The sequence below is a fragment of the Heyndrickxia sp. FSL W8-0496 genome (genome assembly GCF_038007825.1).
Classification (GTDB): Bacteria; Bacillota; Bacilli; order Bacillales; family Bacillaceae_C; genus Heyndrickxia; species Heyndrickxia oleronia.
The window spans coordinates 277,791-291,429 of record NZ_JBBOXX010000001.1; the positions used below are offsets into that span (position 1 = coordinate 277,791).

Annotated in this window: 18 protein-coding genes; 13 read left to right on the forward strand and 5 right to left on the reverse strand. The window is 35.8% G+C overall.

The genetic code is table 11. The features are described 5' to 3' along the window. The first annotated feature begins 224 nt into the window (after positions 1 to 224). The 6 genes from NST63_RS01610 to NST63_RS01635 all read left to right on the forward strand — a co-directional run bounded on the left by NST63_RS01610 (position 225) and on the right by NST63_RS01635 (position 4,548). Positions 225 to 1,112: an ATP-binding cassette domain-containing protein gene (locus tag NST63_RS01610; protein ID WP_212946048.1), complete on the forward strand. Its 888-nt coding sequence runs from the start codon at positions 225 to 227 to the stop codon at positions 1,110 to 1,112. After that, positions 1,109 to 1,900 carry an ABC transporter permease gene (locus NST63_RS01615; protein ID WP_212946049.1) on the forward strand — a complete coding sequence of 264 codons (792 nt, stop codon included), beginning with the start codon at positions 1,109 to 1,111 and terminating at the stop codon, positions 1,898 to 1,900. Before NST63_RS01610 ends, NST63_RS01615 begins: the two co-directional genes overlap by 4 nt. 151 nt (positions 1,901 to 2,051) lie before the next feature. Next, positions 2,052 to 3,143 carry a metallophosphoesterase gene (locus tag NST63_RS01620; RefSeq protein ID WP_212946050.1) on the forward strand — a complete coding sequence of 364 codons (1,092 nt, stop codon included), beginning with the start codon at positions 2,052 to 2,054 and terminating at the stop codon, positions 3,141 to 3,143. 183 nt (positions 3,144 to 3,326) lie between these two features. Further along, entirely contained in the window at positions 3,327 to 3,866 is a 540-nt protein-coding gene (locus tag NST63_RS01625) for a TetR/AcrR family transcriptional regulator (protein ID WP_341041112.1), read from the forward strand. Next, positions 3,866 to 4,192, forward strand: coding sequence for a DMT family transporter (locus NST63_RS01630; protein WP_078110706.1), 327 nt, complete (start codon positions 3,866 to 3,868; stop codon positions 4,190 to 4,192). The genes NST63_RS01625 and NST63_RS01630 overlap by 1 nt, the downstream gene beginning before the upstream one ends. Positions 4,193 to 4,203: 11 nt before the next feature. Beyond that, positions 4,204 to 4,548, forward strand: a complete 345-nt coding sequence (locus NST63_RS01635; protein ID WP_212946053.1) for a DMT family transporter — start codon at positions 4,204 to 4,206, stop codon at positions 4,546 to 4,548. Between the two features lie 76 nt (positions 4,549 to 4,624). Here NST63_RS01635 and NST63_RS01640 read toward each other — a convergent pair whose 3' ends face one another. Further along, a complete protein-coding gene (locus tag NST63_RS01640) occupies positions 4,625 to 5,179 on the reverse strand; it encodes a DNA-3-methyladenine glycosylase I (RefSeq protein ID WP_071977373.1) in 555 nt (184 codons plus the stop codon). Between the two features lie 45 nt (positions 5,180 to 5,224). Continuing rightward, the gene (locus NST63_RS01645) at positions 5,225 to 5,812 is read right to left on the reverse strand and encodes a GNAT family N-acetyltransferase (protein WP_212946054.1); all 588 of its coding nucleotides are present in this window, start codon (positions 5,810 to 5,812) and stop codon (positions 5,225 to 5,227) included. A gap of 513 nt (positions 5,813 to 6,325) precedes the next feature. Between NST63_RS01645 and NST63_RS01650 the strand changes: the two genes are divergently transcribed. Continuing rightward, positions 6,326 to 6,820, forward strand: coding sequence for a histidine phosphatase family protein (locus tag NST63_RS01650; RefSeq protein ID WP_436580422.1), 495 nt, complete (start codon positions 6,326 to 6,328; stop codon positions 6,818 to 6,820). On the opposite strand, the gene NST63_RS01655 is transcribed toward NST63_RS01650, so the two are convergent. The 3 genes from NST63_RS01655 to NST63_RS01665 form a co-directional block, all read right to left on the reverse strand. After that, positions 6,817 to 7,797: an NERD domain-containing protein gene (locus NST63_RS01655; protein ID WP_341041113.1), complete on the reverse strand. Its 981-nt coding sequence runs from the start codon at positions 7,795 to 7,797 to the stop codon at positions 6,817 to 6,819. The genes NST63_RS01650 and NST63_RS01655 overlap by 4 nt on opposite strands. 333 nt (positions 7,798 to 8,130) lie before the next feature. Beyond that, positions 8,131 to 9,051, reverse strand: a complete 921-nt coding sequence (locus NST63_RS01660; RefSeq protein WP_341041115.1) for a copper amine oxidase N-terminal domain-containing protein — start codon at positions 9,049 to 9,051, stop codon at positions 8,131 to 8,133. A gap of 110 nt (positions 9,052 to 9,161) precedes the next feature. Continuing rightward, complete coding sequence (locus tag NST63_RS01665; protein WP_212946057.1) at positions 9,162 to 10,517, reverse strand: MFS transporter; 1,356 nt, start codon at positions 10,515 to 10,517, stop codon at positions 9,162 to 9,164. Positions 10,518 to 10,779: 262 nt separating this feature from the next. On the opposite strand from NST63_RS01665, the gene NST63_RS01670 reads away from it, so the two are divergent. The 6 genes from NST63_RS01670 (at position 10,780) to NST63_RS01695 (ending at position 13,639) form a co-directional block, all read left to right on the forward strand. After that, positions 10,780 to 11,349: a class I SAM-dependent methyltransferase gene (locus NST63_RS01670; RefSeq protein ID WP_212946058.1), complete on the forward strand. Its 570-nt coding sequence runs from the start codon at positions 10,780 to 10,782 to the stop codon at positions 11,347 to 11,349. A gap of 17 nt (positions 11,350 to 11,366) precedes the next feature. Then, entirely contained in the window at positions 11,367 to 11,750 is a 384-nt protein-coding gene (locus NST63_RS01675) for a DUF302 domain-containing protein (protein ID WP_212946059.1), read from the forward strand. Positions 11,751 to 12,001: 251 nt separating this feature from the next. Then, entirely contained in the window at positions 12,002 to 12,265 is a 264-nt protein-coding gene (locus NST63_RS01680) for a metal-sensitive transcriptional regulator (protein WP_058004244.1), read from the forward strand. Positions 12,266 to 12,336: 71 nt separating this feature from the next. Continuing rightward, positions 12,337 to 12,696 (forward strand): rhodanese-like domain-containing protein, encoded by a 360-nt coding sequence (locus NST63_RS01685; protein ID WP_212946155.1) that lies wholly within the window; start codon positions 12,337 to 12,339, stop codon positions 12,694 to 12,696. Positions 12,697 to 12,714: 18 nt separating this feature from the next. After that, entirely contained in the window at positions 12,715 to 13,011 is a 297-nt protein-coding gene (locus NST63_RS01690) for a rhodanese-like domain-containing protein (protein WP_058004243.1), read from the forward strand. A gap of 52 nt (positions 13,012 to 13,063) precedes the next feature. Next, the gene (locus NST63_RS01695; protein ID WP_212946060.1) at positions 13,064 to 13,639 is read left to right on the forward strand and encodes a sulfurtransferase TusA family protein; all 576 of its coding nucleotides are present in this window, start codon (positions 13,064 to 13,066) and stop codon (positions 13,637 to 13,639) included.

The window sequence follows — 13,639 nt, forward strand, 5'->3', positions numbered from 1 at the left end:
TTTCCTCCTAAACATTTGGTTCGATCAAATCATTTCTATTTCTTGTTCTATTATTGAATCTATCAATATTGGTCCTTTGCAGTAACCGTTTAACAATAAGAGAATTTTTTAACCTTAATTATAGGCTAAAAGTGAAAAAAATCATGTTGCAATTTAATTGTATACGTTATATACTGTGTATGCAATAAACAGTATATAACGTATACAAAAGGGGAGTGGGATAGTTGACTACTGTTGCGATTGAAATTGCTGGTTTACGAAAAAGTTTCGGTAATCATGAAGTGTTAAGTGGGATTGATTTAAAGGTTTCATCGGGGAGCATTTTCGCCTTGCTCGGTCCTAATGGTGCTGGAAAAACAACATTGATTAATATTTTATCAACTTTAGTTTTTCCGGATGAAGGTTCAGTACGTGTAGGAGGATATGATGTTGTGACTGAAGAGGCTGGGGTGAAGCGATCCATTAGTCTTACCGGTCAATATGCAGCAGTTGACGAAATATTAACTGCGGAAGAAAACCTTCGGATGATGGGGAGACTATCTGGGCTCTCTCCTGCCCAATCACGTACCCGTGCAACAGAACTCTTGGAATATTTTGATCTAGTTGAGGCTGCACATAAGAAAGTAACGACTTTCTCAGGTGGTATGCGTCGTCGATTAGATCTAGCCATTAGTTTAGTCGTGAGGCGAGCCATCCTATTCTTAGATGAACCTACAACCGGGCTAGATACTCATAGTAGAAGAGCATTATGGGATATTATTCTAAAGCTTGCAGCTAGTGGAATGACCATTTTCCTAACAACACAATATTTGGAAGAGGCAGATCAGTTAGCTGATGAAATTGCCATCATTGCTAATGGGCGTGTCGTCGCTCAAGGATCTGCAGATGAGTTAAAATCAAGGATTGGTGGAGAAGTGGTTGAGTTTCGGAATGGAAATGATGAAGTTATTCAAGAGTTCCCAACGGATGGAAGTATCCAAGAATTGAAATCTGTACTTGATGAATATATGGGCCATTTTCCTGAAAATACCCGAATCAATATACGAAAGCCAAGTATGGATGATGTTTTTATTGATTTAACTATGACAAATCAGGAGGGATCTTTATCATGAAAATACCGAATAAATTCGAAGTAAAATCCCCATCTTTTGGAGTGGTAAATTCTGTTTTTATCGGTCGTAGCCTGCGACATAGTTTGCGAAATACGGAAAGCTTAATCATGGCTATTGCACTACCAATCATACTAATGTTGTTATTTACTTATGTATTTGGTGGAGCAATCGATCCGAGTGGTGAATATGTAACCTATGTTGTGCCAGGAATTATTCTCCTATGTGCAGGCTTTGGATCATCAAGCACAGCGGTGGATGTCGCTACAGACATGACAAACGGTATCATTGATCGGTTTCGAACCATGCCTATCAGCAGTATCCATGTGATAACAGGTCATGTCATTGCTAGTTTAGTACGCAATCTTGTGGCGACGGGAATTGTTATTTGTGTCGCATTATTAGTTGGATTTCAACCTTCTGCGAATCTTCTTGAGTGGCTAGGTGCAATTGGGATCATCACATTGTTCATTCTCACCTTTACTTGGCTTTTTGCAGCAATAGGTTTGGTGGCTACCAGTCCGACTGCTGCTAGTAGTTATGGATTTGCCCTGCTTTTTCTACCCTATCTATCTAGTGCATTTGTTCCAACAGATACGATGCCAAGTTGGCTGCAAGGAGTTGCCGCTCACCAACCAATCACTCCAGTAATTGAAACGATTCGTGGGTTGCTCATCCATACTCCAATACACCATTATGCATGGTGGGCAATAGGCTGGTGTCTATTGATCCTTATAGGCTCGTATATTTGGTGTAATTGGATGTTTCAACGGAAGACAGGACGCCGCTAATAAACTAGTTATTGTGCGAAACACTTTCCATTTGATGAAATGACCGTATGGGTCTAAGCCTCAGTGGGAGGTGTTTTTTAATTAGAATGTAATTTCTGTATATTTTGATATAATTGTAAAGAATAGTCAGAAGAAATTTGGAGATGAGAAAATGCTTGATGTTAGACGAGTGGATATAGATAAAACCAAACGTACTATTGTTATATCAGATATACATGCAAATCTTGAGCTTTTTAAAAAATTGCTAGACAAGTTAAATTATACAGATGATGATTATCTTTTTATTAATGGTGATCTTTGTGAAAAAGGAGATAATAGTCTAGATGTGATAGAATTCGTAAGGAATTTATCTAGGGAGACTAAACATGTATATGTAACAAAAGGGAATTGTGATGTACTCCATCGTTCCGTTTATAATGGAAGCGAATGGATTATCCCTTATATGAACACACGGAAAAAATCCGTGTTAAATGAAATGTTATCTATTAAAGGGAGATCACTAGATGATTTTCCTTCTATAGAGGAATTATCGCAATTTTATCGCCAGCATTTTCATAATGAAATTGAATGGATTGAATCCCTTCCGATTGCTTATGAAACAGATGATTATATTATTGTTCATGCAGGAATTGATCGAATAGAAGATTGGAAGAAAACCGAAGAGTCAATGGCTTTATCTTTACCAGCTTTTTATGAAAAAGAGCATTATGCTGAAAAAATGGTCATTGTCGGACATTGGCCCGTTGTAAATTATCGGTCAGATGAAATTTGCTCACATAACCCCATCATTGATTTGCATAAAAGGATTATTTCAATAGATGGTGGAAACCAAATTAAAGACGATGGCCAATTAAACGCTTTAGTTATAGAAAAGGACACATACACATTTATATATGTGGATGAACTAAAGGAAGAAAAGGTGGTTCACAGAGATTATACAGACTCTTTGAATCGAAAAGGTACGGTGACTTATCCAAATTATGAAATGAAAATAATAAAAAAGGAACCATATTTTACTCTATGTGAGAATAGTAATTTAGGTTTTCAACAGTGGATAAAAAATGAATATTTATCTTATAAAGAAGATCAAGTTTATTGCAAAGATGATCTAAGTACAACCTTTTTATCTGTTAAGCAGGGAGAGAAGGTATGGATTGTTGATAAGGAATGTGATGGCTTTGTTCTTGTAAAGAATGGAGACGGGGAGGTAGGCTGGATCCCTTTCGAATGTTTGGGAAGCTAGGTTAATAGTTATGATGGGGTCATAGTATTGAACTGCCCCCATATTTTAAGAATGGTTGGAGAAAAAAATGAGACCTCTCAAGAGCAGGAAAGAATAGTGTAATAGTAATTGACACATGATGGATAACACTTTATATTAGGAATATTAAAAAGACCGACTAGACGGTTTAAAAGGTGATGGGTCATGTCATTAAAAGCTATAAAAAAACGACAATTAATCCTAAATACAGCGATTCAATATATACTGGAAAATGATTTGAACTCATTGACACTAGATGGGATTGCTCAAAAAGCTTCAATTAGTAAAGGTGGGCTATTATATCATTTTAAAAACAAAAACGAATTACAACTTGCAGTGGCGGAGGAAATTATAAATGAGTTCCTAGAAGCATATGAAACCATAGTAGAACACGAAAAAGGGGCTGGGAAACATATTAGAGCGTTTATCTTCGCCTCACAGCGTGACTTACATGCTGGAGCACGTTTCAATGTTGCGATCCAAATTATGCAAAATAGTAATACGAACATTACGGAAATGTATGAATGTTTAATGAATGATTTACTTCAGGAGAACGATATCGATGCATCGACCGTTCAACTGATCCGTTTAACTATTGATGGATTGTATTATTCACGGCTGTTAAATATTTTACCAGTTTCAGATCGTGTGACAGATGAGGTAATAGAAAAATTATTACAAATGACTAGAAAGGAAGAACACTAATGTATGTATATATTCTTTTGCTAATTGCTATCGTGTCAGAGGTTTTTGCTAGTTCCATGTTGAAACTCTCAAATGGCTTTAAGAATGTATGGGCGAGTTTGGGAGTTGTGATTGGATATGCCTTAGCTTTTTATACTCTATCCTTAACATTAAAGCATCTCCAACTTGGTACAGCATATGCTGTATGGGCTGGCTTAGGTACAGCTTTAACGGCTATTGCAGGAGCAGCCATTTTTGGTGAACGATTTAATTTCAAAAAGCTTTCAGGGATAGCCATGATTATTGTAGGGGTTGTTGTGTTAAATCTTTTCGGCGGAGGACATTAGGGGGAGTATTTATGAAAGGTTATCTATTTTTATCAATTTCTATTATTTCGGAAGTTGTTGCAACAATGATGCTAAAAATATCAGATGGGTTTACTGTTATCTTCCCTAGTATAGGGGTTGCTCTAGGCTATGGTATTGCATTCTACTGTTTGTCTTTATGTTTAAAGATGATACCGCTAAGTTTAGCTTATGCCATTTGGTCGGGTGTAGGTACAGCCTTAACCGTCATTGTCGGTATAGTTGCTTGGGGTGAATCTTTTAATCTTTATTCTGGACTTGGTATTATACTAATAATTGGTGGCGTCGTGATGTTAAATCAAAAAGATCGTTCTGAAAAACTAGTACAATCAAAATAATTGGGACAGGGGGTCAGACCCCCTGTCCCATTTTCATTCAGAAAGAACGGGACAGTGGACCTGACCCCTTGTCCCATTATCCCGGATAACAATGACAGCTGACAATATGATCGTTAACCATTCCTGTAGCTTGCATAAAGGCATAGCAAATTGTAGAGCCGACAAATTTGAATCCGCGTTTTTTTAAATCCTTACTTAGTTTATCACTAATCTCTGTAGTGGCAGGGACGTCACTTAATGAGTGAAAATGATTCTGTATCGGTTTTCCTCCGACAAATGACCATAAATAAGTATGAAAGGAACCGAATTCTTCAACAATGTTAAAATAGGCTTTTGCATTCGTTATTACTGCGTTGATCTTTAGTTTGTTACGGACTATGCCTTCATTGTTTAATAGCTCCTGTATTTTTTTATCGTCATAATGAATAATTTTTGCAGGATCAAATTGATCAAATGCTTTTCGGTAATTCTCCCGTTTTTTGAGAATGGTGTACCAGCTTAAGCCTGCTTGTGCACCCTCTAAATTTAAATACTCAAATAATAATTGATCATCATAAACAGGCACACCCCATTCGTGATCATGATAATGAATGTATAATGGATCATCATTGACCCAACCGCATCTGTTCATATACAATTTCCTTTCTAAAAAAGGTTGACGTTTCGGCAATATCACTTATTTTAACATTTTTTCATAGCATACACATTCATGGACACGTTTAAATTGCTTCTTTAATTCTTCTTTTTCCTCGCCAAGATAATGGGCAAAAGCCTGAACAGGGTATAATTTGGGGAATGAAGATTGGACATATCCCTCTAGTTCTTGTTCTCCATCCATAAATACATGCAAATAGGAATCCACCTTGTTAAAGCCATTTTTTTCGTACCAATTTTGCACCCACTGATCGTCTCTTGTCCAAGCTTCTAAACGATTTAGCCCTTTTTGCTTGGCTATTTTTTCAGCTTCATATAATAATTTATTACCAATCCCCATTCTTTGGTAATCGGGATGAACAGCAACATGCCATATCATCCCGCCAAGACCAGATCCTCTAGAACAGACTGTGAGTTCTTCTTTTTCATACTCAATATCTAGTAAACCAACAATTGTCCCATCTTCAATAGCAATTAATTCAATAGATGGATTTTCATAGTGCTCCTTTTCCCTTAAGACATTGTCATAGTATGCTGTATGAAGAAATGACAGAGCTCTACAACGGAGCCATCCGACCTCATCGCTTGAATGATATTCTCTTATTTCCATTTGCTCTCTCCTTGAAAAAATAATGAAAGGCCTTGTCTATATATGAAGGCCTTAACATTAATAAACGGTGCTTATATTATTGTAATTATACTAAAATTGAAAAATCTCTCAATAGAAATAGACTAGTTTTCCTTACATAATCATATATTACTAATCGTTTGTTTATCTAGAAATGGGGCAAAGGTTAGCAAATAGTTGGGGACTTAATTGTTCTGTATCCACTTCCTTAAATAGCATAAAGAGATTTATTAGCCTATCAACGTTTGGTTGAATGATCATAATTTCTATTCAACTGGAAGTAGAAAATGAGAATTATTTGTTATGAGTATAAGTATGAAGGAAAAAGTCCTTAGAGGGGAGAATGATGTATAGCAACAGACAAACATGAAGTGGGGATGGAAATGGAAATATTAGTCATAAGACACGGGCAATCAGATAGCAGATTTATTAGATGTACATGAAGGGAGAGCTGATTTTCCGTTAACACCATTTGGGGAACTTCAGGCAAAGAAAATGGCTCAATATGTAGGTACCCATTTCCCACCGGATATCATATTAACAAGTCCACTAAAAAGGGCAAAAAGAACGGCTGAATTATTAAAGGAACGAATAGATTGTTCCTTAATTGAGGATAGGGACTTAATGGAGTTTAATAATGGTGTCTTAGCTGGACTCCCTAAGGAAGTGGCAGCAAAGAAATATCCTTTACCTGTGAATGGGAGACCTGCACATATTCCGATTCAAAATGGAGAATCTGAACTCGAGTTTCGCTATCGAGCGGAACGAGTGTACTCCAGAGTGACTACAGATTATTATCAGTATCGGCGCATCGCTATTGTGTCACATGGTGGATTTATCTCAAATTTTTTAAAAGCATGCCTTTTAGTTCCATACAATAGTGATACTGTTTTTCCAACTGGTGACACAGGGATGCATTTGTTCGAGGTAAACGCAAGTTCAAAAGTGATGAGATTTCTTAATAGACAAGAGCATTTAATATTGCTTTAAAACATTTTCCTTTCCAAAATTGATAGTTCATATACTCTTCCTTTCCCTTTTCCTTCGAATGGTAAATTCAATGATTTGATAATATTTGTAGTAATTGTTCGTGAGGAAATCTGAAGGAAATCACTTAATTGCTTATGGGTAATGGAGGTTCCAAATAGCAAAATATAATCTTGCAATGAAAATAAATGTGCAAGTTTTGAGGACTGTAGACATTGATTACAATACCACTTTCCGTGTCCTCTTTTCATTGGGAGTTGAAAACAATTGGGGCAATAAACACCTTTGATAATCTCATCTTTGTGAATCTGGAATTGCTTTAATAAATCCTCCTTTTTTGATTCGTTTTCCCTTAATAATAATTTTGTTAGTTTTTGGAGTTCTTTTTTTGTTAAAACATCTCTATGATTTATTCTTTCAATGTCTTCGATTTTTGAGATTAGATGCATAGAGTTACTTACCATATGTAGACGATTAGATGGGTTTTTAAAATGAATAAGTGTATAGGGGTTACTGATGACAACAAATGTGAAGATGGGGAGGGAAGAAATCTTATGTATCTGCAACCATTTCGCAAATTGACGCTTTTGAAGTAGAACTTGAGAGAGTGGGTCTTGATAAACTTTAATTTCCCCGTCCTTTTCCTGGATTAATTGTTTTAATTCTTCGTCAAATGTAATCGCACCTCCAAAGTTCTTTACCTCTAAAATGACAAAAAAACGTTGAGATAGTATAAGAATATCCATTTGAAAATAATATTGATTAGTATTATGAAGCCTAATCCCGTGGAAGATGAGGTATTTTCGATCTGATAAAAAGCTTAAATAATAATCTAGTGATTTTTCACCTTGGTATCCAGCTTTTTCTCTTCTTAAGTTCTCTTCAATCACTGATCTTCTCTGATGTGAAGGGGATATTATCCGGTGAATGGTTTCCAATTCTAATAATCGAAATGATTTTTTGCACTCCTTCTTAATCATCTTTTCAACTCCTTTTCTTTCTAAATTTATTCAACAACTGTGTCTGGATTCCTGCATGGGGAAGGAACTTTCAGAAATCTAACTCTAAGAGTCTTTATTTTTTAATAAAGCTAGCTTAATTTGATTATTTTCGCACGATTTCGGAGGTGATTCGCACGAAATCAATCGATATTCGCACGTTTTGGGCAACGATTCGCACGATCTTTAAAATACACGGTCCATTCGCACGAATAGGGGTAAGATTCGCACGAATTTATCCTTTTTCGCACGAACGGGGACATCTTTTGCACGAAAAAAGAGCTTCCTACTTTTACAGAAGCTCTACTACTAAAATTACTCCTTAAATAACTCCTCGAGGAAATCTTCAGAAACATAGGTTTTTCCATTTTTTATTTCAGGAGCCACCTCAAAAAATTTAATGCTGCGATTGTATCCATATTCTTTTTTTCCAATTGAAATTTGATAGGATCGATTTTGCTTACTAATGGTGATGATGGTGTTAGAAGTTCTAGCATCCCATTTCACATGATAGCCTAAATGGTCTGCCACTTTGCGTAGGGGAATCATCTTCACTTCTTTTTTCATATAGTAATCTTTACCGATTATTTGCCGTATCTCCCTTTTTTTCTGATCAAGGTTGTCTAAAGCAATAATCTTTTTGGGTGTCGTTTGTGCTGGGATACTTTTTGTTGTTATTGAATAAAAGACAACTAGATCCTTGCCATACAGGTCCTTTTTATTAATTTTTTCTCCCTTTTTATTTAAGAGAATGGTGTCATTGCTAAGATTTAATTTTAGCTGACCATCTAAGCTAACCAGTTGTTGATTAAACTTAGCTACCTTGACCATCCCCATGTCCTTGTCGCTGTGAACGACCAATAGCTCTGGAGTAATCGTTGGGGGATAAATCATTAGCATTGGTTTATGTTTATCATAATATGCTGTTACTTTCGTCCCTTTTTTTAGCTGATTCTTATTGATCTTGTTAGTGGTCCTGTTATCAACTAACAACACATCTTTAGTGATCGGAAAAATTGTAATTAATGAATTTTCGGGATTTTCAACAACTATTGATAGGGAGTTTCCATCTTGGTTTATTTCCGTTATAACCCCAGTTCCGCTGATATAGTCCGATGCATCCATTTGTTGGGTACTCTCATCTGCTGTTTCAGATTTAGCGGCCATGACAGGAGAGCTACTTAATGCGATTCCAGTTGCTATTACACTTGCAGTAATGATACTCACTTTTTTCATTATCTTTCCTCCCAGCAGTTATTCTATCTATATTGACGAAAAAGAAAGGGAAAAGTTACAGATCGATGATAGAAAGTTTAGCTAAAGAAAAAGGGGCATCCATGATACCCCTACCCCTGTTTTTTTAGCTGCAATTTTCCCGGAAGTCGAAGTGCCAATATGAGCACTAATACACAGAAAAATAGGCAGACGATAGCAACCTTGTGAAGATGCTGCACATCTAAATGTGTGCTAAATAAAATACCTAATAGACTGGATGAAAGAATGGAGCCAATATAACGGCTTGTTTGGAAAAGGCCAGAAGCTGAGCCGGTTTCCTCAGGTTTCACATGTTCATATAGAGCAGTTTGCATGGAAATATTATTGAAGCCGTTACTAATTCCAAGGACTGCCATAATGATAAGTAGCCACAATAGTGGTGATTGTTCCCGCAGACTTAACAATAAGGCTGTTCCTATTAATAAAAATATTGCTCCGATAACAAGTGGAAGTTTTGAATGATATTGATCAATCAATCGCCCTGCAATCGGTGCAATAATAACACCAAACCCTGCGAGGGCAAGCATAATTAAACCTGTATGCTTTTCACTATAATGATGAACCTGCTGTAAAAATAGTGGAAACCCAAAGAAATAACAATAAAACACAAGATTAATACTGATGAACTGCAAATAGATAAAGGACACATTCGAATTCTTTTTCAAAGAATCGAAGTCAATAAACGGTTCATTTCTCTTGTTTTCATACTTATAGAATATGATTCCTGCGATGATAAATACAATTAATGCCCACCAGCGAATAGTTGATTCCAAAGATAAAAGGAATAGGATCAATCCAATCATTGTTATGATAAAAAGTAGAATGCCTCCGAAATCTATACGTCCCAATTCAATCTTTACTTGATCAGTCTTAGGCAAAATAAAAATTGCCATAATAAAGGAAAGGACGATAAAAGGGAAATTAACGAAAAAGATCGATGGCCAATCCCATGATTCAATTAAAAACCCTCCAATGGAAGGGCCAAAAGCTGCTGAGGTGGAGGAGAAAATAGATAATGTCGCAAGTGCTTTTGCCTGCCCTTTAGAAATACTTGTGCGAACCATACTCATTCCACTAGGAAACAATGTGGAGCTACCAATTGCTTGAAGCGCCCGACACCCTAATAAAAAAGGAAAACTGGGTGAAAACGGTGCTAGTGTCGAAGCGATTGCAACAAGAATCAACCCAGCTAAAAATAATCTTTTTGGTCCGAACATATCACTTAATTTCCCCATTACAGGTTGCGCAGCAGCACTAGCCAGGTAAAAAACGGAAATTAGCCATGAGGCATCTGCAAAACTTAAAGCAAACTCATGCTGCATTCGTGTTAATGCTACTGAAATCATTGAAGAATTTAACGGATTTAATAATGTGCCTAATCCAATGGTTAAAACGAGTAACCATGGCTTACGTAATGTTTGTGTCATAATTATCACCTAGTTTTAAGATATCCATAAAAATATAGTCAATGCTATCATATTAAAAGAAACAATAATTCTAAAGAATTTTGCTTCTAATGTAAAGAGAAATGGCGATAATTCCCGGCTGTTCAATTTTGTCTTTAAAAATAATATTCTTTACGGTTGAATTGGAATAATAAATTAAAATTCAGCAATCCTATTATTCGACATAGCGGGTCATATAGGTCTATAATTCCGAATGAATTCAAATGAAAAGGAGAGGATGAATATGGCTGGTCATCGTTTTAGCCCAGAAAAGGCAGATAAACTATTGGATCCAAAAAGAACGAAACTGCTTAATCAAAAAGAAATAATCTCATTACTAGATCTTTCTGATCATGATCGTATTGCCGATCTTGGATCTGGAAATGGATTTTTCACTATTCCGTTTGCTAGAAAAACGGATAATCATGTATTTGCGGTAGATGTTGAGCCTAAAATGCTTGAGTTGTTAAAGGAACGTGCGTTAAAAGAAGGAATAAAGAATATTCAATATGTTCTAAGTGATCTTGAAAATATCCAATTGGATGATGCGAGCGTAGATAAAGCATTTGTTGCCTTCGTTATGCATGAGATACCTAATATGGAGAAAGCTTTAAGTGAATTCAAGCGGATTTTAAAAAAAGGTGGGAAATTAATGATTATTGAGTGGGATGCTGTAGAATCACAGGTAGGACCACCCATTCATGAAAGAATATCTTCTGATAAAATGCAAAGCTTTTTATTAGACAATGGATTTCATTCCAAGATTGTTTCATTAAATGCTGCAGTTTATGCAGCGATTATAGAGATGAAGTAGTGAAAGGATGATTTAATATGTTTGATTACACAATTGAAACAGGTAAAAGTATGACAGAAGCAATTGCAGCCCTCGAGGAAAGCTTGAGGAAGGAGCAATTTGGAGTCTTATCTACATTTGATATGAAGGAAAAGCTGAATGATAAAGGATTAGACTTTTCAAGAGAGTTTAAAGTCCTTGAGGTATGTAATCCATATGAAGCTTATCGTGTACTAAGTGAAAATCTAATGGCCGGTTATTTTCTGCCATGTAAAATAGTAGTGTTTGAAGATAATGGGAAGACTAAAATTGGCATGCCTCGACCTACATCACTAATTAGCATGTTACATGATGAAAAGATGCAGCGTTTAGCAGCGGATATTGAGAAACGATTAATACTCTGTATTGATTATTGTAAATAAAATAAAGAAATATATTTTCGGTTGACAATATACCCATATGGGTATATGATTAGTTTTGTTAAGTCATTTTACAAATAAATAGATGATCCTTGAAATAAGGTCATTTTTAATAAAGGCTGTTTTAGTATTTAGTGAAAGCCAAAGTACCGACTTTTAAATTCAACATTCTTACGGAGTTTACTGCTCTTTTCTCAGTGAAAGGAAAGGTGGAGCAGCCTTAATAAATAATTTGTGCGAAGGGAGGAAAGGGAATGGAATATAATGATCAAATGAAAAATCGAGTGAAACGCATTGAAGGTCAATTACGAGGCATTTTAAGAATGATGGAAGAAACGAAAGACTGTAAAGATGTGATTACTCAATTATCCGCTGCAAGAACAGCAATTGATCGAACAATTGGTGTAATCGTAAGTTCTAATCTCGTTGAATGTGTAAAAGAAGCGAATGAAAATAATGGAGACAGTCCTGAGGAATTAATTAAGGAAGCTGTTAATCTACTCGTAAAAAGTAGATAAAGGGTCTGACACCCCTTTTATTTTTAAGGTTCTATATACCTATAGGGGTAATGGTAATTAAAAAGGAGAAGATGCTGTTGAGCTATATAATTTTTGGTGTGATTGTTATTTTTATTGTTATTCGCTTTTTGCCAACAAAGGGAGTAAAGAACATAACGATTAGTCAGTTAGAACATGAATTAGAAGATCATCAAAATAAACAATTTATCGATGTGCGTACACCGGGCGAGTATAAAGGATTTCATATCCCTGGATTTAAAAATATTCCACTTCAACAGCTATCACAAAAAGCACAAATTCTATCAAAAGAGAAAGATGTTGTGGTTATATGTCAAAGTGGGATGAGAAGCCAACAGGCGAGTAAAATGCTAAAAAAATTAGGTTTTAAACATATAGCCAATGTAAAAGGCGGAGTAAGCAGCTGGAGATAAGTAAATGGAGGGAATAAAGTGAAACAACTATCAACAACTGAAGTAAAACAATTACTTGAAAGTGGTAAGTCTTTAAATCTAATCGATGTTCGTGAGGTGGATGAGGTAAAAGAAGGTAAGATACCAGGTGTTGTAAATATTCCTCTAGGTTTATTGGAAGCACGTATGCATGAATTAGATAAATCAAAGGAATATATTATGGTTTGTCGCTCTGGAGGAAGAAGTGGACGCGCGACACAATTTCTTGAAAGTTGGGGCTATCAGGTAATTAACATGTCTGGTGGTATGCTAGAGTGGGATGGTGAAACAGAATAAAAATTTTTGGAATGCAATATACCTATAGGGGTAGTAGTATGGAGGTTATCGTATGGAATCATTAAAAACCAATTTCACATTGGATGCAAAAGGGCTAGCTTGTCCAATGCCAATAGTTAAAACGAAAAAGGCAATGAATGATTTAGCAGCTGGTCAAGTATTAGAGGTTCAAGCCACTGATAAGGGTTCAAAAGCAGATATGAAAGCCTGGGCAGAAACAACTGGCCATCAATATCTAGGGACAATTGAAGATGGAGATGTATTGAAACATTTTTTGAGAAAGTCTTCGAATGAAGAATCTGATGAGCGAAAACATCCCCATATTTTAAGTAATGAAGAATTAGAAAAGAAGTTAGAAGAAAATGCTGATTTCGTCTTAATCGATGTTCGTGAAGTTGCCGAATATGTATTTAATCATATTCCAAAGGCCATCTCTATACCATTAGAAGATTTAGAAAGTCGTTTAGATGATCTCAATAAAGAGGCGGAAATTGCTATTATTTGTCGTACAGGGAATCGGAGTGATCTTGCTGCACAAAAATTAGCAGCGAAAGGCTATAAGAAGGTATTTAATGTTGTTCCTGGGATGAGTAACTGGCTAGGTAAAACGATTAATATCAACAGCTAG

Coding starts and splice junctions, on each gene's coding strand:
- NST63_RS01615 (WP_212946049.1), top strand. CDS start 1,109: ATGAAAATACCGAATAAATTCGAAGTAAAATCCCCATCTTTTGGAGTG.
- NST63_RS01620 (WP_212946050.1), top strand. CDS start 2,052: ATGCTTGATGTTAGACGAGTGGATATAGATAAAACCAAACGTACTATT.
- NST63_RS01625 (WP_341041112.1), top strand. CDS start 3,327: ATGTCATTAAAAGCTATAAAAAAACGACAATTAATCCTAAATACAGCG.
- NST63_RS01630 (WP_078110706.1), top strand. CDS start 3,866: ATGTATGTATATATTCTTTTGCTAATTGCTATCGTGTCAGAGGTTTTT.
- NST63_RS01635 (WP_212946053.1), top strand. CDS start 4,204: ATGAAAGGTTATCTATTTTTATCAATTTCTATTATTTCGGAAGTTGTT.
- NST63_RS01640 (WP_071977373.1), bottom strand. CDS start 5,179: ATGAACAGATGCGGTTGGGTCAATGATGATCCATTATACATTCATTAT.
- NST63_RS01645 (WP_212946054.1), bottom strand. CDS start 5,812: ATGGAAATAAGAGAATATCATTCAAGCGATGAGGTCGGATGGCTCCGT.
- NST63_RS01650 (WP_436580422.1), top strand. CDS start 6,326: ATGGCTCAATATGTAGGTACCCATTTCCCACCGGATATCATATTAACA.
- NST63_RS01655 (WP_341041113.1), bottom strand. CDS start 7,797: ATGATTAAGAAGGAGTGCAAAAAATCATTTCGATTATTAGAATTGGAA.
- NST63_RS01660 (WP_341041115.1), bottom strand. CDS start 9,051: ATGAAAAAAGTGAGTATCATTACTGCAAGTGTAATAGCAACTGGAATC.
- NST63_RS01665 (WP_212946057.1), bottom strand. CDS start 10,517: ATGACACAAACATTACGTAAGCCATGGTTACTCGTTTTAACCATTGGA.
- NST63_RS01670 (WP_212946058.1), top strand. CDS start 10,780: ATGGCTGGTCATCGTTTTAGCCCAGAAAAGGCAGATAAACTATTGGAT.
- NST63_RS01675 (WP_212946059.1), top strand. CDS start 11,367: ATGTTTGATTACACAATTGAAACAGGTAAAAGTATGACAGAAGCAATT.
- NST63_RS01680 (WP_058004244.1), top strand. CDS start 12,002: ATGGAATATAATGATCAAATGAAAAATCGAGTGAAACGCATTGAAGGT.
- NST63_RS01685 (WP_212946155.1), top strand. CDS start 12,337: ATGCTGTTGAGCTATATAATTTTTGGTGTGATTGTTATTTTTATTGTT.
- NST63_RS01695 (WP_212946060.1), top strand. CDS start 13,064: ATGGAATCATTAAAAACCAATTTCACATTGGATGCAAAAGGGCTAGCT.